At 58.8% G+C, this 25908-nt stretch carries 20 protein-coding genes and 2 pseudogenes; 17 read left to right on the top strand and 5 right to left on the bottom strand.

What is annotated here, in order from left to right:
- The first annotated feature begins 83 nt into the window (after positions 1-83).
- From HMPREF9241_RS01845 to HMPREF9241_RS08735, 5 genes are all read left to right on the top strand, one after another.
- Positions 84-1592 carry a sugar ABC transporter ATP-binding protein gene (locus HMPREF9241_RS01845; RefSeq protein ID WP_006680580.1) on the top strand — a complete coding sequence of 503 codons (1509 nt, stop codon included), beginning with the start codon at positions 84-86 and terminating at the stop codon, positions 1590-1592.
- Positions 1593-1597: 5 nt separating this feature from the next.
- Positions 1598-2608 carry an ABC transporter permease gene (locus tag HMPREF9241_RS01840; protein WP_006680579.1) on the top strand — a complete coding sequence of 337 codons (1011 nt, stop codon included), beginning with the start codon at positions 1598-1600 and terminating at the stop codon, positions 2606-2608.
- Between the two features lie 14 nt (positions 2609-2622).
- Positions 2623-3666 (top strand): ABC transporter permease, encoded by a 1044-nt coding sequence (locus HMPREF9241_RS01835; RefSeq protein WP_006680578.1) that lies wholly within the window; start codon positions 2623-2625, stop codon positions 3664-3666.
- Positions 3666-4229: an RpiB/LacA/LacB family sugar-phosphate isomerase gene (locus HMPREF9241_RS01830; protein ID WP_006680577.1), complete on the top strand. Its 564-nt coding sequence runs from the start codon at positions 3666-3668 to the stop codon at positions 4227-4229. The genes HMPREF9241_RS01835 and HMPREF9241_RS01830 overlap by 1 nt, the downstream gene beginning before the upstream one ends.
- Positions 4230-4519: 290 nt before the next feature.
- Entirely contained in the window at positions 4520-7849 is a 3330-nt protein-coding gene (locus HMPREF9241_RS08735) for a hypothetical protein (protein WP_006680576.1), read from the top strand.
- A gap of 421 nt (positions 7850-8270) precedes the next feature.
- Here the strand turns inward: HMPREF9241_RS08735 and HMPREF9241_RS01820 are convergent, their stop codons facing one another.
- Together HMPREF9241_RS01820 and HMPREF9241_RS01815 are read right to left on the bottom strand one after the other, a co-directional pair.
- A complete protein-coding gene (locus HMPREF9241_RS01820; RefSeq protein ID WP_006680575.1) occupies positions 8271-9293 on the bottom strand; it encodes a LacI family DNA-binding transcriptional regulator in 1023 nt (340 codons plus the stop codon).
- A gap of 74 nt (positions 9294-9367) precedes the next feature.
- A complete protein-coding gene (locus HMPREF9241_RS01815) occupies positions 9368-10612 on the bottom strand; it encodes an ROK family transcriptional regulator (protein WP_006680574.1) in 1245 nt (414 codons plus the stop codon).
- Between the two features lie 87 nt (positions 10613-10699).
- Between HMPREF9241_RS01815 and xylA the strand changes: the two genes are divergently transcribed.
- The 3 genes from xylA (at position 10700) to HMPREF9241_RS09365 (ending at position 13859) form a co-directional block, all read left to right on the top strand.
- Entirely contained in the window at positions 10700-12052 is a 1353-nt protein-coding gene (gene xylA / locus HMPREF9241_RS01810; protein WP_006680573.1) for a xylose isomerase, read from the top strand.
- A 123-nt stretch (positions 12053-12175) separates the two neighbouring features.
- Positions 12176-13537 carry a xylulokinase gene (locus tag HMPREF9241_RS01805; RefSeq protein WP_006680572.1) on the top strand — a complete coding sequence of 454 codons (1362 nt, stop codon included), beginning with the start codon at positions 12176-12178 and terminating at the stop codon, positions 13535-13537.
- Between the two features lie 16 nt (positions 13538-13553).
- Positions 13554-13859, top strand: coding sequence for a hypothetical protein (locus HMPREF9241_RS09365; RefSeq protein WP_006680571.1), 306 nt, complete (start codon positions 13554-13556; stop codon positions 13857-13859).
- Here HMPREF9241_RS09365 and HMPREF9241_RS08965 read toward each other — a convergent pair.
- Positions 13796-14174, bottom strand: a pseudogene (locus tag HMPREF9241_RS08965) (helix-turn-helix domain-containing protein); the annotation flags it as partial. The gene HMPREF9241_RS09365 and the pseudogene HMPREF9241_RS08965 sit on opposite strands and share 64 nt — an antisense overlap.
- A gap of 449 nt (positions 14175-14623) precedes the next feature.
- Positions 14624-15643 (bottom strand): sugar-binding transcriptional regulator, encoded by a 1020-nt coding sequence (locus tag HMPREF9241_RS01795; RefSeq protein WP_083856923.1) that lies wholly within the window; start codon positions 15641-15643, stop codon positions 14624-14626.
- Between the two features lie 104 nt (positions 15644-15747).
- Here HMPREF9241_RS01795 and HMPREF9241_RS01790 point away from each other — a divergent pair, with 104 nt between their 5' ends.
- From HMPREF9241_RS01790 to HMPREF9241_RS01750, 9 genes and pseudogenes are all read left to right on the top strand, one after another.
- Positions 15748-17397: a ribulokinase gene (locus tag HMPREF9241_RS01790; RefSeq protein WP_006680569.1), complete on the top strand. Its 1650-nt coding sequence runs from the start codon at positions 15748-15750 to the stop codon at positions 17395-17397.
- Positions 17398-17433: 36 nt separating this feature from the next.
- Positions 17434-18483, top strand: a complete 1050-nt coding sequence (locus tag HMPREF9241_RS01785) for a substrate-binding domain-containing protein (protein WP_006680568.1) — start codon at positions 17434-17436, stop codon at positions 18481-18483.
- Between the two features lie 68 nt (positions 18484-18551).
- The gene (locus tag HMPREF9241_RS01780) at positions 18552-20045 is read left to right on the top strand and encodes a sugar ABC transporter ATP-binding protein (protein ID WP_006680567.1); all 1494 of its coding nucleotides are present in this window, start codon (positions 18552-18554) and stop codon (positions 20043-20045) included.
- Positions 20042-21052, top strand: a complete 1011-nt coding sequence (locus HMPREF9241_RS01775) for an ABC transporter permease (protein ID WP_006680566.1) — start codon at positions 20042-20044, stop codon at positions 21050-21052. The genes HMPREF9241_RS01780 and HMPREF9241_RS01775 overlap by 4 nt, the downstream gene beginning before the upstream one ends.
- Positions 21052-22095: an ABC transporter permease gene (locus HMPREF9241_RS01770; RefSeq protein ID WP_006680565.1), complete on the top strand. Its 1044-nt coding sequence runs from the start codon at positions 21052-21054 to the stop codon at positions 22093-22095. Before HMPREF9241_RS01775 ends, HMPREF9241_RS01770 begins: the two co-directional genes overlap by 1 nt.
- A gap of 116 nt (positions 22096-22211) precedes the next feature.
- The gene (locus tag HMPREF9241_RS01765) at positions 22212-22835 is read left to right on the top strand and encodes a KpsF/GutQ family sugar-phosphate isomerase (RefSeq protein ID WP_006680564.1); all 624 of its coding nucleotides are present in this window, start codon (positions 22212-22214) and stop codon (positions 22833-22835) included.
- A gap of 222 nt (positions 22836-23057) precedes the next feature.
- Positions 23058-23429, top strand: coding sequence for a transposase (locus HMPREF9241_RS09225; RefSeq protein WP_308339590.1), 372 nt, complete (start codon positions 23058-23060; stop codon positions 23427-23429).
- Positions 23426-23974 (top strand): annotated as a pseudogene (locus HMPREF9241_RS09765) (IS3 family transposase); the annotation flags it as partial. The gene HMPREF9241_RS09225 and the pseudogene HMPREF9241_RS09765, both read left to right, overlap by 4 nt.
- A 100-nt stretch (positions 23975-24074) precedes the next feature.
- Complete coding sequence (locus HMPREF9241_RS01750; RefSeq protein ID WP_006680562.1) at positions 24075-25334, top strand: ATP-binding protein; 1260 nt, start codon at positions 24075-24077, stop codon at positions 25332-25334.
- Here the strand turns inward: HMPREF9241_RS01750 and HMPREF9241_RS09360 are convergent.
- Positions 25245-25895 carry a hypothetical protein gene (locus HMPREF9241_RS09360; protein ID WP_006680561.1) on the bottom strand — a complete coding sequence of 217 codons (651 nt, stop codon included), beginning with the start codon at positions 25893-25895 and terminating at the stop codon, positions 25245-25247. The genes HMPREF9241_RS01750 and HMPREF9241_RS09360 overlap by 90 nt on opposite strands.
- Positions 25896-25908 lie beyond the last annotated feature (13 nt).

Raw genomic sequence — 25908 nt, 5'->3', positions numbered from 1 at the left:
TGCCCAGCACCGATGCTGTTGAAGCACTGAAATCGCGATCGCGTATCTCTATGCGCTAAATGCGGGCTGGAAGGAATCGATTTATGACAACGCCGCTTATTTCAGTGAAGAACATCAACAAGTCTTTTGCTGGTGTGCACGCTCTTCACGACATCAATCTTGACATCGCTCCCGGTGAAATCCACTGTCTTGCCGGCGAGAATGGCTGCGGAAAATCAACGCTTATTAAAGTTATTTCTGGTGTCCACGAGCCCGACTCGGGAACCATCGAAATTAACGGAAAATCTTGGACCAAGATGACGCCGCTCGAAGCGATCGACGCGGGCGTCCAGGTTATCTATCAGGACTTCTCCGTCTTCCCGAACCTGTCGGTTATGGAAAACCTTGCTATGACGACGGAGGTCGCAGCCGGACGAAAGCTCGTTAATTGGAAGCGATTGAGGAAGATCGCTGAAGAAGCAGTTGCCAAGATCGGTTTCAATGTCGACCTTGATGCGCGCGTCGGCGACCTTTCGGTTGCTGACAAGCAGCTGGTCGCCATCTGCCGTGCACTCATGTCAGACGCCAAGCTCATCATCATGGACGAGCCCACAACGGCACTGACGAAGAACGAGGTCAACGCCCTCTTCAAGATCATCTCCGATCTGAAAGCACGCGGTATTGCGATCCTCTTCGTTTCGCACAAGCTCGAAGAAGTTTTCGAAATCTCCGAACGCTTCACGATCCTGCGCTCCGGCGAAAAGGTCATCACCTGCGACTCATCCGAACTCGACCGTCACAAGTTCGCTAAGTACATGACGGGCAAGGAATTCGACGAAACTCGCTTCGAAGCATCAACCCTGACCGAAAACCCCGTCCTTGAGGTCAAGGATCTGGGCTCAGAAGGGGCTTTCGAAGGCGTGAACTTCTCGCTCCACGGTGGCGAAATCCTGGGTATTACGGGTCTGCTCGGCTCTGGCCGTACCGAACTCGCTCTTGCACTGTTCGGCGCCCTGCCCACGAATGCCGGATCGATCGCCATCAACGGCAAGACCGTCACCCTGAAGTCCATCCAAGACGCTATCGATGCTGGTATCGCACTGGTCCCCGAAGACCGACTGACAGAAGGTCTCTTCCTGTCACGCTCCATCGGCGAAAACATTGTCATCTCAGAAATGGACGAATTCGCTGGCGCACTCGGTGTTCTCGATAAGAAGCGCATCGCCGAAGAAGAGAAGCGTTGGGTCAAAGACCTCGAGGTCGCGACCCCCGATCCTGACAACGCGGTCTCCACTCTCTCCGGTGGTAATCAGCAGAAGGTCGTTCTTGCCAAGTGGCTTGCAACGAAACCGGATGTCCTGATCCTCAACGGTCCGACGGTCGGCGTTGATATCGGTTCCAAGTACACGATTCACTCCATCCTTCAGCGCCTCGCACGCGAAGGCATGGCCATCGTCATCATCTCTGACGACATCGCGGAAGTTCTGACGAACTGCTCGAAGGTCCTCATCATGCGTGCTGGCCGAATCCGTGAATCGATCGACCCCGCCCAGACATCCGAAGCCGAACTCGGCGAACTGATGTCGCGTGACGTTGCTACTCAAGGAGCGTGATGAACATGACGTCTCTTAAAACAAAGATCCTGCGAGCCAACGAATTCTGGGTTTTCCTGGTTATCGTTGCCCTTGCACTCGTCATCCAGGCACGAAGCGGTCAGTTCTTCACGGCAAACAACCTTGTTGACCTGGCAAACGCAATGGTCGTCCCCGGACTCTTCGCCGTCGCCGCCCACCTTGTTCTGGTTTCTGGTGGCATCGACGTGTCTTTCCCGGCCCTCGCATCGCTTGCCGTTTACGCAACTACGCGTTTCCTTGTCGATCAGGGATTCAACGGACCGGTCATCGTCCCCTTCCTGATGGCAATGCTCCTTGGTGCACTGCTTGGTGCCTTCAACGGTATCTTCACCTCGTGGCTGACCGTTCCCACGCTGATCATCACGCTCGGCACCTCGAACGTCTTCTCCGGTGTCATGCAGGGCGCACTGAACTCGGTGCAGATCCCGAACATTCCCGAATCCATGAAGACCTTCGGCGCTAGCTCACTGTTTACGGTGACGAACACGCAATCCGGACTCCAGTCCGCGATGCCGACCAGCTTCCTCATCTTCGTGGTTGTCCTGGCCATTGCCTACTTCATCACCCGATACACGATGTTCGGTCGTGGCATCTTCGCCATCGGTGGCGATGAATCCGCAGCAGAACGAGCAGGCTTCAAGGTCCGTCGCACCAAGTTCTGGCTCTACGTCATCGTTGGTGTCATCGCCGCACTCGCGGGCATGGTTCGTACGACCTCCATGGGTCAGATGCACCCGACCAACCTGCTTGGTATGGAAATGATGGTCATCGCGGCCGTCGTCCTTGGTGGAACCGCCATTACCGGTGGTACCGGCTCCCTGACCGGTGTCGTGCTTGGCACCCTGCTGATCGTCATCGTTCAGAACTCCATGATTCTGACCGGTATTCCCACCTTCTGGCAGGGCTTCGCGCTCGGCCTGCTGATCATCGTTGGTACCGGCGTTTCAGCAATCCAGGTTGCTCGTAGCCGCAAGCAACGAGCCTCGATTCTGTGAAAGGAGAGCGTGAAATGACTACTGAATCCGTAAAGAAGCGTTCTTTCGCACTCCCGTCCTTCATGACGAAGGATGCCTACATGACGAGGCTCGTCATCGTCTTCGCTCTGCTCCTCATCTTCTTCGCCGTGATTCGCCCGGGCCCCTTCTTCGCCCTGCGTACCTGGCAGTCGATGGCAATCCAGTTCCCTGAATTCGGTCTGATGGCTCTGGGCGTCATGCTGACCATGTTCACCGCAGGCATCGACCTCTCGGTCGTGGCAATCGCAAACGTGACATCGATTAGCGCAGCCCTTGTCCTGCGAGCAATGCTCACCGGCGATGGTGGTGGCCAAGCAGGTCTCGCCGTCGTGATCGCACTGGTTATCGCACTGCTTGTTGGCACAATTTGCGGTGCCATCAACGGCATGCTCGTCTCCATGCTGAAGATTCCACCAATCCTCGCAACACTGGGCACACTCGAACTCTTCGGTGGTGTCGCCATCATCCTGACTGAAGGCAAGCCCGTTTCAGGCGTGCCCGACGCATTCGGTTCGGTATTCGCAGCCCATCTGGGCGGTCTTGTCCCCATGCCACTTGTCATCTTCATCATCTGCTGCGTCATCGTCGGCCTGATCCTTACCCTGACCGGCTTTGGCACCAAGATCCTGATGATCGGCACGAACGAAACCGCGGCACGTTTTGCCGGTCTGAAGATCACCAGCCTGCTGATGCGCACCTACATCCTGTCGGGCATCATGGCAGCCGTCGCAGGCATTGTCATGCTGGCGAACTACAACTCCGCGAAGGCCGACTACGGCGCAAGCTACACACTGCTGACCGTTCTGATCGTCGTCCTCGGTGGCGTGAACCCCAACGGTGGCCGTGGTCGAATTGCCGGCGTCGTCATGGCGATCCTCGTGCTGCAGGTCCTGTCTTCGGGCCTCAACATGTTCCCGAATATCTCCAATTTCTACCGACCCCTCATCTGGGGCGGCGTCCTGCTGTTCGTTATCAGCATGAATGAATTCAACGGCAAGAACCCCTTCAAGGGCCTCCTTGCGGGAAGGAAGAAGTAATGAAGACCGTACGAAGCAAGCACGTTGTCGTCGGCGCCGACTTCGCTGGTTTCCCTCTGAAGGAGGCCGTGAAGAAGCACCTTCAGGATCGTGGGTGGACCGTCACCGACATTACGCCGGACCTTGATAAGACTCCCATGTATCACAGAGTCGGTTTTGCTCTGGGTGCGAAGATCGCCGAAGGTGAATTCGAGCGAGCACTGGCATTCTGTGGCACCGGCATGGGTATCCACATCGCAGCCTCAAAGGTTCCTCACGTTCACGCAGCCGTCTGCGAATCCGTTGCGTCAGCTCGTCGCGCAGCTGCCGCAAACAGCGCAAACCTGCTGGCCATGGGCGCTTTCTACATCGCTGAACGTAAGGGTATGGCCATGGCGGATGCATTCCTCGAGTCGGAGCTTGGCAGCGGTTACGAAGATTGGGAAGGCTTCTACGCCTACCACCGCATCGGCTTCGACGAGTGCGAGAACTTCGACTACGAGGCCTACAAGGCAAACGGTTTCGAGGTTGTTAACCCGCAGTCGGCAGTGCTGGCAGACGAACCGAAGGGTCTTGCGTACTGAGACTCAGATACGCAGATCCTGACGGTTTGAACATCGTCTGAACTGAAATCGGCGGGTCCATCACGACAGTGATGGGCCCGCCGATTGCTGTATAGGTCAAGGTGGGGTTATAGGACAAAATGTGTTGATTTTTTCCTTGTTTTATCGTCTGTTCCGGGCTAAGTAACATTTTGGGGTTAATACCCAAAGGGCGGCTGGACTTTTATGCGTGGGGTAGGATTAGGGTTACAGGGAATCTATAATCTTTACCTATTTCGAGCGAAATACTAAACCAATCAGAGGGGATTGATATGGCGCGCAAACAGCTTGCGAAGGTAGCGATTGCAGTAGGCACCGGGATCGCACTGGTGGCTCCGGCGGGAGCGGCATTCGGGATTAATCAAGCAGAACCGCAGGGCAAGTTGAATATTCAGGGAGCTGTTTCGCAGTGCCGCGTCGGAGTTGACGTAGCTGCGGTCAACAAGGCCTATCAGGATTATCTGCGCGCCCAGCAGCAAGCCACGGATGCGGCCACAAATTTGGATGTTGAACAATCCAAACCCGAGATTGCAGAGCCCCTCGCGGCTTATGCAGGCGCTCAGGATACCTTGCGGAAGGCACAAGCTGACCAGCAGCAGAAGCGCGATGATGCCACCGCTGCGCACCAGCAGATGCAGGACCAGGCGGCACAAGCCTTGGTGGCGGCAGTTGCTAATCTGGATAAAGCTCAAAAGGGCTTAGAGCAGGCTAAGCAGCAGCAAAAGCAGGCCGAAGAAAACCTCAGTAAAGCCAAGACGAACAAAAAGGCAACGGACGAAGCAAATACTGCGGCGCAGGCGGCTGCCCCCGGAGCTGACGCAGTAGCTGAAGCTAAGAAAGCTGTCGATGAGGCCGCAGCAGCTCTGGCTACGGCGCAAGAAAAAGCCGAGGAAGCTAAATCTAACCTGGACGCAGCCACCAAGGCTGCGGAGCAGGCAGACCAGGATGCCAAGAATACTGAAACCGCCAAGCAAGACGCAGAGCAAAAAGCTCAAGACGCTGCGGATGAGGTAAAAAATAAAGAAGAAGCCTTAGCTGACGCGCAGAATAAATTGCAGGACGTTAAAGATGTTCTGGAAAACGACGATGCGGTCAGTGAAGCACAAGCAAAGGTAGATCAGGCGCAACAGGAAAAGGACGTTGCTGCCGAGGCTAGGAAAACTGCAGATGAAGCGCTTGCGGCTGCTAAAGCGACACTGAAAGAAAAGCAGGATGCCACGGCAGGGAAAGCGCAGGCGGTTGTTGACGCGACAAATGCCTTTGAAGATGCAAAGACTGAGCTAGGTAAGTTAAGCCAGGCACAGGCGGAAAAGCGGACCGCCTATGAGGAAGCCGTCCAGGCGCAAAAAGAGGCTGAAGCCAATAGAGATAAAGCGCAAAAAGACTTGGATGCACAGCAGCCAAAATGCGACGCTGCTAATGCAGCGGTAACTACTGCGCAAAACGAAAAGAATGCCGCAGACCAGGCAGTCAAAGACGCGGAAGCAGCGGTTAAGGCAGCGAAAGAGGCTCTGGAAGCTTCCAAAGCTGATGCTAAAGCGCAGATTGCTAAAGGATCAAAAGGCTTCTTCGAAAAGATGAATGCAACTAAGGCCTTGGAAGAGCTCAATACAGATTACAAAATCGGTGATACGCCCCTTGTGAACCACACTCATATAGGTGCTGACGGGGATGCGACTTCGCTTGAAAATATGCTGAAAGCTCTGGACTATATCGATCAAGGAAATGGTTTTAGAACAGCTGGGGATAACAACTTTGGTTCCATGGATGCCCTTCGAGTGACGGACCAGTTAATGGCACTTGCCCAAATAAACGCTAATGGTTCCGCAATTACCAAGAACCACACTCATAACTGGGGAGTTCTGCAAGAAGTTGGTAGAAGTGGAGAAAATCTAGCTTGGTCTTTGAATCCTTACGACGGTTGGTATAACGCTGAAAAGCATTTTTATGACGATAATGGTGGTCCGGTTAGCTACTCTGATAACAAAAAAGCTAAGTACGGGTATTGGATTGTTAATACCACGGGACACTATGAATCGCTAATGAAACAGGAATTTCTGTATACTGGTTTTGGTTTCGGTTCGAATCCAATGGCAAATATTCAACAGTTCCGCACTTACACCGCAGAAAAGTCCTACTCGGTATCAGAGTATAGGGAAAGACTCCTAAACTACTATGCTCCTTTGAAGGAGACAGCTACTAAAGGTACTACAGATGCGCAGACTGCGTTAAATGCAGCTCAAGTCACGCTTGCGGCAAAGCAGGCCGCACAAAAAACTGCAGAGACAAACTTACAGAACGCGAAGGATAACGCCGCTAAGGAAGCGAAGAATTGTGAGGCTTGCCAGAAAGCGCTGGACGAAGCAGAAGCAGCACTTAATAATGCTAAAGTTGCGGTTCCCGCTGCCGAGCAAGCTTTGAAAGATGCCAAGGCAGCTGTTAAAGCTCAAGACGGTGTAGTTCAAAACAAAGCCACGGAACTGGTCAACGCTGAAAAGGCTAAAGCGGCAGCAGATGAAGCAGTCACCCAGGCACAAAATGAGGTTAACGCCAAACAGCAAGCTGCTGATGACGCGCAAAAAACAGTGGACGAAAAGCAAAAAGCTTTGGATGCGGCCAAAGAGAACTATGACGCAGTAGTTGCCACCAAGGCTGACGCTAAGAAGCAGTTGGATGAGGCAGAAAATGCAGTAAAGCAGGCAGACGCTGCCCTGAATACCGCTAAAGACGAAAAAGCTAAAGCTGATGCGGCAGTAGCCGATGCCACCACCAAGCTAAATGAAGCGAAGCAGAAAGCTGCCGAGGCCGAAACCCGGGCACAAGATGCGCAGGCAGCTAAAGACACCGCTGATCAAAAAGCAGCGGATGCCAAGACGGTAAACGACGCGGCAGCCAAAGATTACGCAGACAAAGCAGCCGCCCAAAAGGCTGCCGATGAGGCGCAAGCTAAAGCAGATGCCGCGGCGAAAGCAGTAGAGGATGCGCAGAAAGCTAAAGACACCGCCGATCAAGAAGCAGTAGATGCCAACACGGCCAAAGAGACTGCCCAGAAAGCTAAAGATCAGGCTGCGGTAGATAACGACGGCGCACAGAAAGTACCCGACCTCGACACCTGGATAGGACAACAACCTGGTAGCGCACCTGCTCCCGTAGCACTGCTGAGCATAATGGCGATGCGTGCACCGGCAGCTACCCGCGTTAGTGCCGAAACCCAGCAGGCGATCGATGACGTCCTCGCAAAGTATCAAGCTTATCTGGAAGCCGCGCAGGCAGCAGATACTGCTACCGAGGAAGTACAGCAGTTAGAGGCCGCCTATAAAGAAGCTAAAGCCGCGCTAGCGCCATTTGAAGCAGCCCTGCAGCAGGCTAACACTCAGTTGGATAAGGCAAAAGCCACCTACGAGAAGCTCTATCAAGACTGCATCGCTCCCGGGTCAGCCTATAGAGGCAAGCACGCAGGTGAACCGGATAACGCCTCCAGGTCCGGCTTGGGTAAAACCGGAGCCGACGACCTGTCCACCATTTTGGGGCTATCGGCAATCAGCGCGGGTGCCGGTGCCTACCTGGTTGCCCGGCGGCGCCAGCCAAAGCACGCGCGCTAGAAAACGTGTCTTAATCTGACAGATAACCTATGGTGGGGTCAATGCCTGAAGAAGGCATTGACCCCACCATAAATTCAGCTATAAGTTCTAAGTCGATAGGCGATACGGGTTAACAGGTTGAACACCTGATCACCAAAACGAAGGTTCATACCAGGATTAGGGGCTAATGCCCTTTTCGATATTAACCAGGCTCAGCAGTGGGGGCAGGCACGATGCCTGCACCCCATGAAACCCCACCCCGAACTAACCCATCAACACAATTTGTCCTATAAGCCTCAAGGTGCTACGGTGCCGCGAGGCCGGTACGAGTATGCCGATAAGGTCGCGGACGACCGTGCTCAGACAGTGGTGGTCTAAAAACTCTGGGCTTTTTAACCCTTGGGCCTGTTCAGCCTCGGGATTGTGTACAGCTGCGGACCGTTTAAAATTCTGGGATCGTCGACTGCCGGATGACCAGCTCACCTTTAACCAAGATACGCTTGGGCAACTCAGAGTCCGACTCGTCAAGGAGAAGCTCTACACCCTGGCGTGCAATTTCCGGAAGAGGTTGGCGTAGCGTAGTCACGGATGGGCGCATCAGTTCGGCGAACTGAATATCGTCAAAGCCGGTGACCATGATGTCCTCGGGAATACCGAAGCCACGATGACGGAGCTCTGTAATTGCGCCGATGGCAAGAAGATCGTTCAGACACACGATCGCGTCCCAGCGATTTCCCCCGTTGATCAGGGTTGAAACTGCGCTACGTGCCGATTCGACGGAATGGTTGCATTCAAGGACATCGCTGTCCGCAAGTTCCATCCCGAACTCGGGAGCAGCCCGGCGCGCTTCGGTCACACGCTTAACGGACGATAGATCAGAGCCCGTATTCGACAGCATCGCGATGCGACGTGCTCCGCGTTCCTTCAGGTGTCCTAAGACTTCGCGAACGCCGTGTGCATCGTCAACGCCAACGAATGGGATGTGAGGCAAAGAGACGGCTCTGTCGAGCTGGACGGTTGGCACCAAGGCTGCCGCGCGCTCTAGGGAGGGCGTTGAGAAAGATTCGTGACAGGGCACGATGATCAGACCGTCTACCGAACCCCCTTCGAATGAGCGAAGCTTCAAGTCTTCCGTAGTGACAGACATTTCCGCATCGGAAATGAGCAGGGAAAGGCCGCGCTGGGATAAGTGGTGCTCGACTTGAACAATGAGGTCCGTGTAGAACGGGTTGGAGATCGAAGGGACGAGCATGCCGATCTGCTTCGTTTTGGCTAGGCGAAGAGATCTGGCGACGGGGTTCACTCTGTAGCCAAGTTTGCGTGCGACCTCTCGAACGTGGTCGCGCGTTTGCGCACCGATGAGCTCGGAACCTCGTCCTAGAGCACGTGAAGCTGTGGAAACTGAAACGCCTGCCGCTTGAGCGACATCAACAAGGCGTGGGCGGGGTTTCTCATCTCCGATCATGGATACAGATTAACCCGCACATTGAGTGAAATTGCGGCACCCTGAATGAAAACCGTGATGTTCTGCGGAGTTTGTCATGCTGTCCATGCCATGGGGTCATCGACCAAGCGCTGCAGAATTCGATATGCCGCTCCGCGCGAGTCAAGACCTTGGGAATCTCGGATTACTTCGAGTTTCGGCTGAGACCAGGCGTATTGAAGAACGCGGGTTTCGATTTCCTTTTCAGCTACGGGCACAAGCCATTCGCTCAGTTCAGCGACAATTCCGCCGAGCAGAACCAGCGGGATGTCCGCAGAGTTGATGACGGCTGAAAGCGCTCGACCAAGGGCTGCTCCGCCTTCTTCGAGGGCTTCACGTGCTTGCTTCGAACCGTTTTCTGCCGCCTTGCGAATGTCTTCAACGGTTGCGTGGCGATCAAGTCCGGAGCGCTCAGCGAGGGCGCGCAGACCGAGGTATGCCTCGAGGCAACCGGTAGTCCCGCACGAGCAGAGGGGACCGGAAGGGTCTGCGCAGATGTGGCCGATTTCGCCGGACCACCCGTGTGCTCCGCTGAACGGACGATGGTCGACAATGATGCCGGCGCCGATGCCAACTTCGCCCGATATGTAGACGAATGACGCGGGCCCCGAGGGAACGCCGGGAAGTGGGTGTGCGACAGCGAAGGCGGCCAGGTCGGCTTCGTTGGCAACGATCGCAGGGTAGAGGTCTGATAGGGGAGCGAGCAGCTTTTCTAGGGGGATGTCGCGCCATCCCAAGTTGGGTGCGAGTGCCAGTCGGTCGGGGGATACGAGGCCTGGAAGAGCCAATCCACTGCCGAGGAAAATTGCTCCATCGGGAAGATGTTCCTCGACGAGAGCGTGTGCCATGTCGGCCAATGAGGTCATCACTTCGACGTGATCGGAGTTCGCAAAGTCGCCTTCGATGCGATTTCGTTCAATTTCGTTGCCACTCAGATCGATGATAACAGCGTCAAGGGCGGAAATATTGACTTCGAGCCCCAGCGCGACCGCCCTTCCTGGGGCTGGTGTGAGTCGATTGGCTGGGCGACCTCGTCCGCCGATGGATGGTTCAAGTTCGAGAACGAGGCCCGCGTTGATAAGCTCATCGACGAGGCGCGAGATGGTGGCCCGCGTAATGCCTGTTGCTTGAGAAATTCCTGATCGGGAGATCTCTCCGGGGGCGGCAAGGATATGTCGCAGGGCGAGGGAGAGGTTCAATGCACGCAGGCTTTCAGCCTTCACGCCCGCCATTGCGCGCTCCGACGGGCGCTGGGGTGCTCGCTGGGAAACCGACGTGTGTCGACGAATTGCTGCTGCCATGCTCTTGACTCTAGTACATTTCACACAGTATGTTTTGTTATGTAACAAAAGCGATCATATCGATCTCTGAATCTCTGAGAGGCAACCATGTCTGAGAATCTCTGGAACATCGACAAGATCCCCTTCGTCGGAACATCGTCGCTCCGTCAGGGTCTTGGCTTCCGCTACTACGACGCCGAGCGAGTGGTCGCCGGCAAGACCATGCGCGAATGGCTGCGCTTCGGTGTTGCCTACTGGCACTCCTTCCAGGCCGAACTCGTCGATCCCTTCGGTGAGGGCACAGCGCAGCGCCCCTTCGATGGCAAGTACTCCAAGCCACTCGATCTGGCACTGGCCAAGGTCGACTACGCCTTTGACTTCTACAAGGCGCTGGGCGTTGACTACTTCTGCTTCCATGACCGCGACATCGCTCCCGAAGGCGACACACTTCGCGAGACCAACGCAAATCTCGACAAGGTTGTCGATGCGATCGAAGCAAAGCAGAAGGAAACCGGCGTCAAGCTCCTGTGGAACACCTCTTCGCTGTTCACCAACCGCCGCTTCGTTTCCGGCGCAGCAACCTCGCCGTTCGCCGAGATCTACTCCTACGCCGGCGCACAGCTGAAGCATTCCCTGGAAATCGCCAAGCGCCTGGGCGCAGAGAACTACGTGTTCTGGGGCGGTCGCGAAGGGTACGAGAACCTGTGGAACACTGACCTCAAGCGCGAGCAAGACCACATCGCAGCAATGTTCCAGATGTGCGTTGACTACGCCAAGGAAATCGGTCTCGACGCTCAGTTCATGCTCGAGCCGAAGCCGAAGGAGCCGACGAGCCACCAGTACGATTTCGACGCAGCAACCACCATCGCCTTCCTCCAGACCTACGGCCTGCAGGATCACTTCAAGCTGAACCTCGAAGGCAACCACGCCAACCTTGCTGGTCACACCTACCAGCACGAAATTCGCGTGGCACGCGAAGCTGGCATGCTCGGTTCTCTCGATGCCAACCAGGGCGACAAGCTCATCGGTTGGGACATCGACGAATTCCCGTCAGACCTCTACGAGACCACCGCAGTCATGTGGGAGGTCCTCGCAGAAGGCCAGATCGGCCCGCACGGTGGCCTGAACTTTGACGCCAAGCCGCGCCGTACCTCGTTCACCGCTGAGGACCTTTTCCGCGCCCACGTTGTTGGCATGGACTCCTACGCAGCCGGCCTGTTGGTCGCAGCCCGCATGCACGAAGAAGGACTTATCGAAGATCTCGTCTCCGAGCGCTACTCGTCCTTCGATTCGGGCATCGGTGCGACGGTCGAAGATGGCACAGCCTCCCTCGCCTCGCTGGAAGCACACTCACTTGACATTCCGCAGGCTGACCTTGTTGCAGCCACGAAGTCGGACCATCTCGAGTCTGTGAAGGCTACGATTAACAACTACATCGTCGATACTTTGGGCCGCGCCTGATCGACACTATCCTTACGGGCGGTCGCCAGCTTTTGGTGACCGCCCGTTTGGGTACTTTCGCTTCCTTCGCTTGGAAAAGTGGCATCGGTGCCACTTCGAAAAGCCCTTACTTTTGGAGCATATATGAGCACTCTTCGCCCCTACGTTGCCGGTGTTGATACGTCGACCCAGTCCTGCAAGGTCGTCATCTACGACCCCGCTACGTCCACCATCGTCCGCCAGGGCAAGGCCTCGCACCCGGATGGCACCGAAGTTGATCCCGAAAAATGGTGGGATGCCTTCGAGGAGGCCCTTGAACGTGCCGGCGGTTTGGACGATGTGGCTGCCCTGTCCGTCGGCGGTCAGCAGCACGGCATGGTCTGCCTGGATAAGGACGGCAACGTCATCCGTCCCGCCCTGCTGTGGAACGACACGCGTTCGGCTGGTGCTGCGCGCGACCTTATTCGCGAACGTGGCACCGATGACCGCGACGATGCCAGCTCTGAGGGCGCTGCATGGTGGGCCGAGGCCACGGGTTCCGTTCCCGTCGCATCGTTGACCGTCACCAAGTTGCGTTGGCTCGCCGATAACGAGCCCGAGAATGTCGCCAAGATCGCCGCAATCTGCCTTCCGCACGATTATCTGACCTGGCGCATCATGGGCAAGCCCGCGTTGGACCAGCTGGCAACCGACCGCTCCGACGCGTCGGGCACCGGCTACATGGCACGCGAGACCCCGACGTACCGTCGCGATATTCTCGCCTCTGCGCTTCGTATCGACGAGGCCACGGCTGCCTCTATCATTCTTCCGACCATTGCTGGTCCGTGGGACGTGGTCGGTCACGGTGACCCTGAGCGTGGCTGGGGAGACATTGTCCTTGGCCCTGGCGCTGGCGATAACGCTGCTTCTGCGCTGGGCGTCGACCTGGAGCCGGGCAGTGCCCTGCTGTCTCTCGGAACCTCTGGTGTGGTCGCAGCAGTGTCGGCAACATCCGTTGCTGATCCGTCCGGTCTGGTGACAGGATTCTCCGATGCATCGGGCAACTGGCTACCGTTGGCGTGCACCCTCAATGCGTCGCGCATTATCGACGCGATGATGAAGGTGACCGGCCTGAACTATAAAGAGTTCGACGAATACGCCCTGTCTGTCCCGGATGCCGGAGGCCTCGAGCTGATCCCCTACTTCGAAGGCGAACGCACCCCGAACCTGCCCGATGCGACGGCGGAGCTCCGCGGCATGACGTTGGCTAACTCCGACCGTGCGCACGTTGCTCGCGCCACGGTTGAAGGTCTGCTCAACCTCATGCGCTACGCGCTCGATGCCATGCGCGCGCTTGGTGTCCCGTTGAACAAGGTGCTCATTGTCGGTGGTGGCGTGAAGTCGACAGCCGTCCAGGCCCTGGCAGCAGACATGCTAGATGCCGTTGTGGAACTACCCGAGCCCGGCGAATACGTCGCCCTCGGTATGGCGAAGCAGGCCGCCCGGGTGCTCGCCGAGACCGAGTGAATCGTCAAGGAGTCGAATGACCTCGAGTGAAGGAGGGGGGCTGCACGCATACGCGGCCCTCCTCCGCCGTCCGCATGTCGCCCGCTTCCTCCTCGGCGGGGTCATCATCCAGTTCCCCTACGCGATGGTGAACATGGCCCTCCTCATCGGAGCGCGCGACGTCTACGGCTCCTACTCGAGCGCCGGCGTCGCCGCGGCGGTGATGTCGATCGCCGGCGCCGTCATCGGGCCCACTATCGGCCGCCTCATCGACCGGCACGGGCAGTTGCGCACCGCGAGCCCTGTGGCCCGGTCGACGTGCGCGAGGAGCGGCATGTGGTAGCGGTTCAGGACCCGCCCGACCGTGGAGCGGGCCAAATGCAGGTGGTAGGCGATGCAGGCCCCAGTGGCGAGTGAAACGCAAGGCGATGATGCGCCGCTCGACGCGCTTGGGCAGGCGGGTGGGGCAGTGATTGGGGCGGGAGGACCGGTCGGAAAGGGGCGCGCCCGCCCGATACCGGTCCACCCACCGCTTGACCGTTGCCGGCGAGCATCCGAACCGTTCGGCGGCCCGGCGCATCGGCCACCCCTCATCAACCACCAAGGACGCCAGGCGGCGCCTTCCCTCCGGCGTCAACGGTGCATTAGCGTGTGTCACGAAGGCCTCCTTGTACAGGTTGCGAGTGTGGTAACCCACATCCTGCCAAGGAGGCCTTCACCTATCCACGCCGTTCACAACCTCCCGAGGAAGTACAGCTAGCCGGACCTGATCTTTACCGGCTCGTACTCTCGGCGTGGCTCGGCGGGCACGAGGGGTGTCGAGTGTGCGTTCCGGAGCGTGGGCGCGCGCGGATCGGCGGGGAGCTCCCACGGCCGCTCAGATTCTTGACGCGGGCTCAGGCGAATTCCGCTCCAAGATATCGAGGGCGACTTCATCTGTCGTGATGAGCGCGGAGATCACCCCGGATCGAGCGATCGACTCGATGGCTCGCGCCTTCCCGGGCAGGGGAAGAGCTCACCTGCTTTCTATTTCCGTTTCGAGTTGGGAAAAGGTTGAAGCGCAGCCGACACGGGACGCGTCGTTTCGGCCCAGTGCTGATACATTGCTCAGTTTCGTTGGTACGCGGTCTTCGTGATGGGATCCATGTCCAGGAGTGCTTCAGCGACCTCCGTTGTCGTCACAAGGTGGGTCGCCAAGCCCGATGAACACACGGAATGGATCGCGTGGACCTTCTCGATCTGTCCGGCGACAGCGACCACCATCGGAGTGGCGAGAAGCTGTTCGACGCTGACGGAGAGTCTGCATTCGTTGATCGGGGTATCCACATAGCGGCCCTTCGTGTCGAAGAAGAGACCGCCGAAGTCTGCGCAGGCGCCTTTGGAATCAAGGTCGAGCTGATCGGCAGTGCTGATGTGCTGAGCCAGTTGAGTCACGCGCGGACGCCATGACCCCACCGACAGGAAGGCCATATCGAGCTTCTCGTAGAGTGCGAGAACCTCGGTGACGGCCGGTTCTTGACGCAGGGCATGAACCACTGTTGCCGATGCGGAGAACAGGGGAGCAATTAGCGCTTTCGCGGTGGATCCGGAGCGACGGCTGATCGCTCCGATGATTTCGATCGGGGACTTCGATGGATCGTTGCCGACGACGCCGGTGAGTTGCACGAACTCCGCCGAGGGGAGCTCTCCCAGGTAGTCGGCGATCGGTAGCAGTGTTCGTCCCCAGGAGAATCCCACCCGTTGACCCATGCGCAAATGGGTCGTGAGGATCTCTGCGGCTGTCGCGCCGAGTGCCTGACGTTCTTTGACGATGTCGGACGAGGGGGGGACGAGTCGAACATGGGAGATGCCGAGATGCCCTTCGAGAGCGCTCGTGAGATCGGTCCTTTGTTCGTTGGGCGTGCGAATCGTGATGCGGACGATTCCTCGCTCGCAGGCCTCTTGAAGATGGCGAGCCACCTTGAAGCGCGAGATTCCGTAGTGGGCGGCGATCTCCACCTTGCTCATGTCGTCGAGGTAGAAGCTGCGTGCGATTCGAGCGAGGAGACCTTCGCGGTCGGGCTCTGTCGAGGGGGATACGTCGTCATAGGTCTCCATTGTCGCCGGCCCCTCTCCATAGATGCTCATATGAGCATATAAGAGAAGTGTTGCATTCACAAGTGAGTGGAGCTATCTTTAGTTTATCTGAGCGTAATGTAGCGCTCAAATGAGCAACTCTCGGAGGTGTGGCGATGTCGCGCATTGGCTGCGGAGTCGATTTCGGAACGGAGTCTGCCCGGGCTCTCCTGCTCGATCTCGAGACCGGAGACGAGATCGGAAGCGCCGTGTCCATGTACACCCACGGCGTCATGGATCGCGAACTGTGGGTCACAGGTGAGGCTCTCCCCCCTCAATGGGCGCTTCAGGACCCGGATGACTGGATGGATGCCCTCGCTGATTCGATTCAGGGCGCGGTTCGCGAGGCAGGCGTCGACGGCTCGGACATCGTTTCTTTGGGCATCGACACCACCGCGTGCACCGTCGTGCCCGCAAGGCGTGATCTGACCCCGCTTTCTCGTCTCGATGACCTACGAAAGAACCCCTGGGCCTGGGCGAGGCTGTGGAAGGATCATGCCTCCCAGGATTGCGCAGAGGACCTCAATAGGCGCTTCGCCGATACCCCGGATTTCCTTGAAGACTACGGAGGAGCGCTATCCCCCGAATGGATGCTGCCGAAGGCTCTGCTCATCCTGCGGTGTGCACCTGAAGTCTGGGATCGCGCGGAGCTTCTCATCGAACAGGAGGACTGGATCGTTTCACAGCTCGTCGGGCATGAAGTCCGAGGTCGGCACGTTGCTGGATACAAGGGGTCTTATCGCGTCGAAAGCGGGGGATACCCGGAAGCGACGGTCCTCGACGATGTCGAAGCAGGATTCTCAGGAGTCCTGGGGAGGCTCGGGCGTGACTTCCTCGATCCCGGCGACTTCGCGGGCGGACTCACGGGTGAATGGGCGGAGCGCCTCGGTCTGCGAACCGGCCTCCCCATCGCCATCGGCAATATGGATGCCCATGTCGCGCTGCTCGGCGTCGGTTGCACGAAACCCGGAACGCTCGTCGCAGTCATGGGAACCAGCGTGTGCGACCTCGTCATGCACGAGCGTCACGAAAGAGTCGCAGGAATCCAAGGTGTTGTTCGTGACGGCATCATTCCGGGTCACTGGGCGTATGAGGCGGGGCAGGCGGGCGTGGGCGACGCTTTCAGCTGGTTCGTCGACGTGCTGCGTTTGGCGCAGGTCGGCGGCGAGCCCGTTTCCCGTTCATCCCTATTCGCCCACCTGGAAGCCGAAGCGGAGAAGCTGGCGCCGGCCTCGACAGGCGTCGTCGCCCTTGACTGGTTGAACGGCAATCGGTCCGTCCTCATCAATGCGGATCTGTCCGGTGTCTTCGCGGGAATCACATTGACGACAAGCGTCGTCGATCTGTATCGCGCCCTCCTCGAGGGAGTGGCTTTCGGTCAACAGGTGATACTCGAAGCCTTCGAGGAATGCGGCATTGCGATCGAGCGGATCATCGCGTGCGGAGGACTGTCGAAGAAGAGCCCCCTCCTCATGCAGATCCTCGCAGATGTCACAGGGCGCGAGATCGAAGTCAGCGCATCCGCCAATACGCCGGCGCTCGGAGCGGCCCTCCACGGGGCCCTCGCCGCAGGTCTGATCGAGGACTGGGATCGAGCTGCGGCACTCGTCAGCGCTCCGTCTCGGATCTACACGCCCGATACCGAAGCGGTCGCGGCGTATGAACGGCTGCGCCAGAGCTGGCGCAGCGTGCATGACTGGTTCGGGGTCGAACACCCCGAACTCATGAAGGAGTGGAGGACTCTCCATCGTCAAGGGCGCGAGTGACAGTCGCTTCCACACAACACAGGTGAAAGGATAACCATGACTACGAAGAGGAAAGGCGCCGTCGCCTTCGTCTCCTTGGCGGCACTCGTCGCCTTGTCAGCATGCTCGACCACGGGCGCCCGTACCGCCGATTCAGGTGCGGAGTCCGGGGCGCCCGCCGCTTCGAGCGGGGACCGGAACATCGTCAACGTCGTGAAGCTGTCCGGCGGAGACTGGTTCAACCGAATGCAGGTCGGTAACGAAGAATACGCGGAAGAGCACGGCATCAGCGTCACTCAGACCGCCGGTGATGACGCCTCCGAGGAGAAGCAGATCGCGATCATCAACGATCTCATCGCCCAGAAGCCGTCCGCGATGACGATCGTCCCGAACTCCCCCGAATCCCTCGAGAACGTTATTCAGCGCGCGAAGCAGGCGGGGATCGTCATCGTCACGGGCGAAGCCGCCGGCATGAACGGCGTCGACGCCGACGTCGAGGCATTCGTCAACCAGGACTACGGCGCCCATCAGCTTGATCAGCTCGCCACCTGCATGGGCGATGCCGGTGGGCAATACGCACACTTCGTCGGCTCGCTCACCGTCAAGTCGCACAACGAATGGGCCGATGGAGCCACCGAGCACCTCAAGGACTACCCGAACATCACGAGCATCGGGGAGAGGGTCTCTTCGGATGAATCCCAGGAGACCGCCTATCAGCGGACCAAGGAGATTCTGGCGCGCTATCCCGACATCAAGGGCTTCATCGGTTCGGCGTCCACCGATGTCGCTGGTATCGGTCGTGCCATTCAGGAAGCTGGGAAGCAGGATCAGACTTGCGTCGTCGGCACCTCGACTCCGGCGATCGTCGGCTCCCTCATTGATGACGGTTCGGTCGATGTGATCACCGGATGGGATCCCGCCCTCCAGGGCAAGGCGATGCTCGCAGCCGCCGAGATCATTCTCGATGGAGGATCAATCGTGGACGGCGCCGATCTGGGGGTTCCGGGCTACGAGAAGGTCACGCAGGACAAGGAGTCACCGACGACCTTCTACGGCAACGCCTGGATCGACATCACCAAGGAAACGACCAAGGACTACCCGTTCTGACGGGCGTCCTTGAGCGGGGTCGGGGCGGTGCCAGCACTGCCCCGACCCTCGATGAAGGGAGGGTAGGCATGTCTCAAGCCGTTCTCGAGGCCAAGGGCATCACGAAGAGATACGGGGGTGTCACTGCACTCGACGACGTATCGATCGCGATTCGCAGGGGGGAGGTCCTCTGCCTCGCCGGAACCAACGGATGCGGGAAGTCGACGCTCATCAAGATACTGTCAGGAGTTGAGCATCCGAGCGAAGGGCGCGTTCTCCTGGACGGAGCGGATGTCACCGGCCTTGGCGCGCTCGACGCGATACGCCTCGGAATCCAAGTGATTTTCCAAGACATGTCGGTCTTTCCCAACCTCACCGTCGCCGAGAACATTTGCTTCGGCGAACGGGTTGCGGAGGGGAGACGCACTCGCCAGCCTCGGATCGATCACGAGACGGCGAAGAGGGTTCTGAACGAACTCGGTGTCGAGATGGATCTGGATGCTGAGCTCAAGGACCTCACTGTTGCCGACCGGCAGATCGTCGCGATCGCTCGCGCTCTCGCCCGCGACGTCAAGGTCCTCTTCATGGATGAGCCGACGACTGCCCTGACCTGGAAAGAGGTTCAGGTCCTCTTCGGCATCGTCGCCAAACTGCGTGACCAGGGAGTCGCCATCGTCTTCGTCTCTCATAAGACTGATGAGGTGCTTTCCGTTTCGGATCGGATCGTCGTGATGCGCAACGGAAAAGTCGTGGCGGACAGTCCGAGCGATCGATTCACGCCCGACCTGCTCGCAGAGTCGCTTCTCGGTTATGTCGCGACTGAGGAACGCCGCGTCAGCGCGTTGGCTCCCGACGAACCGGAAGTCTTGAGTGTCGATTCGTTGAGTGCCCATCGTCTCTTTGAAGACGTCTCCTTCCACGTCAAGAAGGGGGAGATCGTCGGTATCACCGGTCTGCTCGGCTCAGGTCGTTCCGAAATCGCTGAAGCTGTCGTCGGCAAGATTCGTACGGATCGAGGAAGCGTGAGCGTAGGAGGGGAGGTAGTCCGATTCCGAGGCTCAGCCGCAGCTCTCGATGCAGGGATCGCCTACGTTCCGCCGGATCGTTTGACCCAAGGAGTCTTCCTGAAGCAGTCGATCCTCAATAATGTCATCGCCTCGACTCTTGCGTCGCTCTCCTCCGCACTGGGTTGGATCCGCTGGAACCGTGCGCGCGAGCTCGTGGACCAACAGATCGAGGAGCTTGGTATCAAAGTCGGATCGCCGAAGGACCCCGTCTCGTCCCTCTCCGGAGGGAATCAGCAGAAGGTCGTTCTCGCGAAGTGCTTCGCGACGAACCCGAGGGTCCTCATTCTCAACGGTCCGACAGTCGGAGTCGACATCGGCGCCAAAGCCACAATCATGGACATTCTCCGGGAACGCGCGGCTTCGGGAATGGGCGTCCTACTCATATCGGATGACATCCCCGAGCTCGTTTCGGTCTGTCACCGTGTTCTCGTCATGCGACGCGGACGGCTCGTCGATGAACTCGCCGGAGATGAGGTCACGACGGACCGCGTCGAGGAGGTGTTTCAAGCAGAATGAAGTCAGGCTTCAGCATTCGTTCCCTGCGGGGCAGGAACAACGAGGGGATTCTTCTTCTCGTCATTATCGTGATCCTCGTCGGCATGGCGGTGATCTCACCCGGACAGATGAGTCTCTCTTTCGCAGGGGACATCATCAGGTCGGGAATCGTCACGATGGCCCTCGCCCTGGGGCTCCTCCCCGTCATCATCTCGGGTGGAATGGACGTCTCCTTCACGGCGATCGCCGTCTTCTCCGGTTACACGGTGGTCACCGTGATGAATTCCAGCGGAGTGGACGGCCGAGTCTGGCCGTTCCTCGCCGCTGCAGGTCTGGGCGGAGTGCTCGGTCTCCTCAATGCGCTTCTCGTCGCTCGTTATCGCATTGAGACGCTCGTCGCGACTCTCGGCACTCAGGTCATTATCCGAGGAGCGCTCCTCGCCTTCATCGGATCCACTTACCTGGCGACATTACCGACACTGTTCGATTCCGTCGGAGCCACGAGTGTGCTGAGCCTAGGGGGATCCCCTATCAACGTCACCGTTCTCGTCGTGCTCGGCGTCGCGGCGCTCGTCGCCCTCCTCTTGAGTCGAACGACATTCGGGCGCTCGATCTACGCCATCGGCGGGGATCGGGAAGCGGCACGCAGGATCGGCATCCAAGTCGCACGCGTACAAGTGGGGATCTACGTTCTTGCGGGCGTGCTGGCGGGCCTCGGCGGCATGGTCCACATGGTCGTGTCGCGCCACGCATCGCCGTTCGAACTTGTTGGAACGGAGATGAACGTCATCGCCGCCGTCGTGATCGGTGGTGCTCTTGATTCCGGGGGCCGCGGGTCCGTACGGGGAACCTTCCTGGGTGTTCTCCTCATCTCCTTGACGCAGAACTCGCTCGTACGTCTCGGGGTATCGAGCTACTGGCAGAGCTTCGTCATTGGCTTCGTCATTCTCCTGGGCGTAGCGGTTCAGGCGCGGTCTGCGCTTCTTGCCGTTCGTCGCCCGCAGATCCTCGAGGAGGCAGGTGCGTAATGCTCACCTCTCAAGTTCTTCACCGCATGCCGCGTTTCGGCTACTCCGCCGGGCTCCTGGGAGTGGCCGGGGTTCTCGCGATCGCATTTTCATTGGCGGCTCCGGCGACCTTCTTTTCGTCGCTGAATCTCGCTTCCATCGCCTACGCGGTGCCGGAGATCGCATTGATGGCTCTCGCGATCTCAGTGGCGATGACTACTGCAGGGATCGACCTGTCGACGGTGACCGTCGCGAATCTATCGGCTCTGCTCGTCCTCTTCCTGTCTGATGCGCTGGTCGATGCGGAATTCCCATCGATTGTTGCGACTCTGATCGCCGTCGGTGCGGCGCTCGTCGTCGGGGTAGTCGCAGGAGCGATCAATGGTCTCTTGGTTGCGAAAGTGAGAATCGCTCCGATTCTCGCCACATTGGCAACCCAGCAGATTTTCCTCGGTCTCGCCATCGCTTTGACGAAGGGAAAGCCCCTTTACGGGGGCACCCCTGAACTCGATGTTCTCGGAATAGGAACTCTGGCGGGCATTCCCTTCCTGTTCTGGGCATTCCTCGTCGTCGTCGTCGTCGTCGCCCTGCTCATGGGGCGCACCTCCTTCGGCGTACGGGCAGTGATGCTCGGCGAGAATCCCGTAGCCACTGACTATTCGGGAATCTCCAGGGTAGGTGTGACCGTGCAGACCTATGTCCTGTGCGGGGTCCTTTCGTCGCTCGCAGGAGTGTTCATGGCCGCTAGAACAGCTTCAGCCTCTGCGGGCTACGGCGGCTCCTATCTCATGCTTGCGATCACTATCGCCGTTCTCGGCGGCGTTAATCCCTTCGGCGGACGAGTGGCGATTCCCGGTGCCGCTATCGCCGCCGTCATCCTCCAGATGATCTCCTCCGGGCTCAATGCACTCGGCTATTCGGCGTACATCTATCAGATCGTCCAAGGCCTGATTCTCGTGTCCGTCTTCGTCGTCCAGTGGGAGGTGAAGCACCGAGCTGAACGTGTTTCGCGGGACAAGGGACGACACGGGGTCCCGCGCAATCGAGTCGCCGCTTTTGCATGAAGGAGTGAACGACAGCTGAGAGTCGGGCCGTATCAATCGCACGGCCTCTACTCAGGTCGGGCATGAGCCCGACCAATCGTGTTCTGGCCGTGATGGGTCGGGGAAAGGAGTCGGACATGAGTGCCGATAAGGAACTACTTGAAGCGTGCCGATCGTTGATCATGCGAGAAGCCGAAGATGTTGCGCACACGGCGGCGAGCCTCGATGAGGACTTCGTCGCGGTGGCAGAGGCGATTCTTTCAACGGAGGGGAAAACGGTGTGCACGGGATCGGGCACTTCAGGCACGATCGCTCGGCGCATGGCTCATCTCTTCAATGTCACCGGCACGCCTGCGCTGTACCAGAATCCCGCAGACGGTCTCCACGGCAGTCTGGGGGTCGTAACAGGGAGAGACCTCGTCATCGCGATCTCCAAGGGCGGAGAATCCGACGAGCTATCGGAATTCGTCGATCGCTCGAAGCATCGGGGCGCGAAGATCGTTGTTCTCACGTGCTACCCGGAGTCGACCCTGGAGCGAATGGCTGATCTCGTGTGCGTTACCCCGTTCATGTCGGGGGATCCGGAAGGCGTGCTCGCCATGGGGTCGACTCTGTCCAACTGTGCATGGGGGGATGCGATGGCGATGTACGTTCGCGGGCGTCGCGGCTTCGGTTGGGAGGAAGTGCTCTACCTGCACCCCAGCGGCAAGGTCGGCAAGGATACCGAGGAGACGCTTGCGCGCCTGTCTCAACAGGAGTGAGTGCTGACCGGAAAATACTCAGCGATGGGGGCGGTCCGCGTCGGCGGACCGCCCCCATCAATATTCGAATTGCCCTCAATGAATCGATGAGAATCCTGATGTTGAACCTGACTCGTGCAACTTAAGTGACCCATATCTATGGTGTGGAGTCGATGTGGAGGCTGGTGAGAATTCTTTGGGCGGTGTTGTTGTGGTGCAGGCTGTGGGGCATGCGTTTGGTTCATGGTGAAGCGCCCCGGGTTTTGTTCCTCGGTTGTTGTGAGAGGATTTCGCATGCCAAGGAACTATCCGACAGAGTTTCAGGATCGGGCTGTACGCCTTGTTGAGGATCGGCTTCGGGATGATCCTGGAGTGTCTGAGACAAGCGTGATTGCTGATACGGCGATGAAGTTGGGAACGTCGAGGGAGTCACTTCGACGGTGGGTAATGCGGGCGCGCGTGGATGCGGGAGTTCGTCCTGGGGTTTCCACTGAGGAAAGCGTCGAACTCAAGCGCTTGCGTCGGGAGAACGCAGAGCTACGGCGGACGAACGAGATTTTGAAGTTGGCGTCGGCTTTTTTCGCGTCCGAACTCGACCCCCAACGTCGGAAATGATTGCCTTCATTGACGCATATCGTGATCGTTTCAGTGTTGAGTTCATCTGTCAGACGTTGAACCGTGAGCGCGCGGGCGGTTTTCTGTCCTCGCGGGGCTACCGAGCCGCAAATACGCGAGCCCCATCCGCGCGATCGTTCAATGACGCCGTCCTTACAGGCGAGATCGCCGCGATTTTCGAGGCGAACTATCGGGTGTATGGGGTGCGCAAGATGTGGCATGCCCTCAAGCGTGCTGGTTGGACTGTGGGGCGTGAGCAGGTCGCACGCCTCATGCGGACAGCGCGAATCCGTGGTGTGCGCAGGGGCCGGGCCCCGATCACTACCCGCAAGGGTAGACAGGCAGACACGCGCGCGGATCTGGTCAACCGCCAGTTCACAGCTGATCGGCCGAATCGTCTGTGGGTCGCGGACATGACGTACGTGCGAACGAAGGTCGGGTTTGTGTACACCGCGTTCGTGACCGATGTGTTTTCTCGCAAGATCGTGGGCTGGTCCACGCGCTCGTCCATGAAGACCGAAGCTTTGCCGCTCGAAGCCCCAGAGTCAACTCACTCAATAGAATTCGTCCAACTCACGCAACGAAAGCCGTCCAACTCACACAATCACTTACACTGTTCCTCAAGATTCAGGGAAAGGTAAGTAGATGGCGGACTACATTCCTCGCTTCGTCGATCAACAGCTTCGTCGATCGCTAGAAACCAGCGGAGCCGTCCTCATCGCCGGACCCAAGTGGTGTGGTAAGACCTCGACCGCTCGGGAAGCCGCCGCATCGGTCGTCTACTTGCAGGATCCCGACACCTCGAGCTCTTACCGGCAGCTGGCGGAGGTGAAGCCATCCGCGCTCCTCGAGGGGCCTATTCCTCGGCTGATCGACGAATGGCAGATGGCCCCTCAACTCTGGGACGCGGTGCGCTTTTGCGTCGACCGTCGCGGTGAAGCGGGCCAGTTCATCCTCACGGGGTCTTCGACGCCCTCGATCGTGGGAGCCCACTCGGGAGTCGGCAGAATCGAGCGGTTCGTCATGCGTACGATGAGTCTGGCGGAGGCTGGCGACTCGAGTGGGGAGATCTCCCTGAGGGCTCTATTCGATGGCGAGGGCGACGTCGCGGCCATCGCCCCGCTCGACGTCGAAAGGATTGTCGAACTTCTGTGTAGGGGAGGGTGGCCTCAGGCAGTCACTGCGGCGACTGCTGATGTCGGGCGGCGTGCACGCACCTATGTCGAGGGGCTCATCGGTTCGGATGCTGCGCGCATGGATGGCGTGAACCGCAATGCGACTCGAATGCGCGCCCTTATGAGGGCGTATGCTCGGCGTGTCTCGACCGAGGCGGCGCAGACGACGATCGCGGCCGACCTCGCGGTCAATGATGAGGCGATGCCGCCGAACACCGTGAGTGACTATCTCGATGCTCTCACTCGCGCGTATGTGATCGAGGACCTCGCCGCATGGAATCCAGCGCTACGCTCGAAAACCGCCGTGCGTACGAGTCCGACCCGTCACTTCTCGGATCCGTCGATCGGAGTGGCGCTCATGCGCGCGACTCCCGCGGCGCTGCTGAAGGACATGGAGACCTTCGGCCTCCAGTTCGAATCCCTGTGCGTTCACGACCTTCGGGTGTACGCGGAATACAACGACGGCGAAGTATTCCACTATCGCGATAAAACGGGACTTGAAGCCGATGCGGTGATCGTCCTTGCCGATGGGCGTTGGGCCCCGATCGAAGTGAAGCTCGGCGGTTCGCAAATCGATGAGGCGGCGAAGCATCTGTCCGCCCTACGCGATCGCGTTGACACGCAGCGGATGGGCGAGCCGTCATTCCTCGCCGTGCTTACCGCAGGTCGAACCGCATATCGAAGGGACGACGGTGTCCTCGTCGTCCCTCTCGCGTGCCTGACTGCATGACTGTTGCATCCTTCCGTTGCGTGTTCGATGCCGGAAGACCCGGGGTATGAAGCGTCTCAGCCGATCCGCGGTCCGCCCGGCCTCGAAGTCGACGGCGGTCGAGTATCCGGCCTTCGCCAGTGGGTTGTCGCCGGCAGAGACGCCCTGCCCAAAGTCGAAGGCCGAGGTGATTGGCTCGACCCCGAGGCAGAGGTTCGTCCCGCCCCAGGGCAGCCCCTTGCGCCCGCGGTTGGACATCCACAGCATCGCGCTCTTGAGATACGTCGGATCCCATTCGACGCCGACGCGGTACCCCTCCGCCTCGTTGACAAGGGCGACGCGAGGCTCCTTCGGCTCGGCGATGAGGACGATCTCGTCGACCTCGACGCCGAGCGGGACTCGAGTGAGGTCGATGGTCGATCCGTCGGAGCGGGGAGCGGCGGCGAGATCCTCGAAGACAGCGCCGACCTCGAGGACGGAGGTGCCCGAATCGATGGGGAGCGCCCAGTAGGCGTCGCACTCCGGGGCCTCGATGCGCGCCGCGGATGCCGACGTGCAGGCTACGGACGCCGTGAAGCTCACGACCGCTGACGGA

Source organism: Schaalia turicensis ACS-279-V-Col4 (assembly GCF_000296505.1).
In the GTDB taxonomy this organism is placed as follows: Bacteria; Actinomycetota; Actinomycetes; order Actinomycetales; family Actinomycetaceae; genus Pauljensenia; species Pauljensenia turicensis_A.
The sequence above is the reverse complement of the archived record's forward strand: the minus strand, read 5'-3'. Positions and strand labels throughout refer to the sequence as shown.

Excerpts from the sequence above, each read along its gene's own strand:
- HMPREF9241_RS01845 (WP_006680580.1), top strand. The coding sequence starts at position 84 with ATGACAACGCCGCTTATTTCAGTGAAGAACATCAACAAGTCTTTTGCT.
- HMPREF9241_RS01840 (WP_006680579.1), top strand. The coding sequence starts at position 1,598 with ATGACGTCTCTTAAAACAAAGATCCTGCGAGCCAACGAATTCTGGGTT.
- HMPREF9241_RS01835 (WP_006680578.1), top strand. The coding sequence starts at position 2,623 with ATGACTACTGAATCCGTAAAGAAGCGTTCTTTCGCACTCCCGTCCTTC.
- HMPREF9241_RS01830 (WP_006680577.1), top strand. The coding sequence starts at position 3,666 with ATGAAGACCGTACGAAGCAAGCACGTTGTCGTCGGCGCCGACTTCGCT.
- HMPREF9241_RS08735 (WP_006680576.1), top strand. The coding sequence starts at position 4,520 with ATGGCGCGCAAACAGCTTGCGAAGGTAGCGATTGCAGTAGGCACCGGG.
- HMPREF9241_RS01820 (WP_006680575.1), bottom strand. The coding sequence starts at position 9,293 with ATGATCGGAGATGAGAAACCCCGCCCACGCCTTGTTGATGTCGCTCAA.
- HMPREF9241_RS01815 (WP_006680574.1), bottom strand. The coding sequence starts at position 10,612 with ATGGCAGCAGCAATTCGTCGACACACGTCGGTTTCCCAGCGAGCACCC.
- xylA (WP_006680573.1), top strand. The coding sequence starts at position 10,700 with ATGTCTGAGAATCTCTGGAACATCGACAAGATCCCCTTCGTCGGAACA.
- HMPREF9241_RS01805 (WP_006680572.1), top strand. The coding sequence starts at position 12,176 with ATGAGCACTCTTCGCCCCTACGTTGCCGGTGTTGATACGTCGACCCAG.
- HMPREF9241_RS09365 (WP_006680571.1), top strand. The coding sequence starts at position 13,554 with ATGACCTCGAGTGAAGGAGGGGGGCTGCACGCATACGCGGCCCTCCTC.
- HMPREF9241_RS01795 (WP_083856923.1), bottom strand. The coding sequence starts at position 15,643 with ATGAGCATCTATGGAGAGGGGCCGGCGACAATGGAGACCTATGACGAC.
- HMPREF9241_RS01790 (WP_006680569.1), top strand. The coding sequence starts at position 15,748 with ATGTCGCGCATTGGCTGCGGAGTCGATTTCGGAACGGAGTCTGCCCGG.
- HMPREF9241_RS01785 (WP_006680568.1), top strand. The coding sequence starts at position 17,434 with ATGACTACGAAGAGGAAAGGCGCCGTCGCCTTCGTCTCCTTGGCGGCA.
- HMPREF9241_RS01780 (WP_006680567.1), top strand. The coding sequence starts at position 18,552 with ATGTCTCAAGCCGTTCTCGAGGCCAAGGGCATCACGAAGAGATACGGG.
- HMPREF9241_RS01775 (WP_006680566.1), top strand. The coding sequence starts at position 20,042 with ATGAAGTCAGGCTTCAGCATTCGTTCCCTGCGGGGCAGGAACAACGAG.
- HMPREF9241_RS01770 (WP_006680565.1), top strand. The coding sequence starts at position 21,052 with ATGCTCACCTCTCAAGTTCTTCACCGCATGCCGCGTTTCGGCTACTCC.
- HMPREF9241_RS01765 (WP_006680564.1), top strand. The coding sequence starts at position 22,212 with ATGAGTGCCGATAAGGAACTACTTGAAGCGTGCCGATCGTTGATCATG.
- HMPREF9241_RS09225 (WP_308339590.1), top strand. The coding sequence starts at position 23,058 with ATGGTGAAGCGCCCCGGGTTTTGTTCCTCGGTTGTTGTGAGAGGATTT.
- HMPREF9241_RS01750 (WP_006680562.1), top strand. The coding sequence starts at position 24,075 with ATGGCGGACTACATTCCTCGCTTCGTCGATCAACAGCTTCGTCGATCG.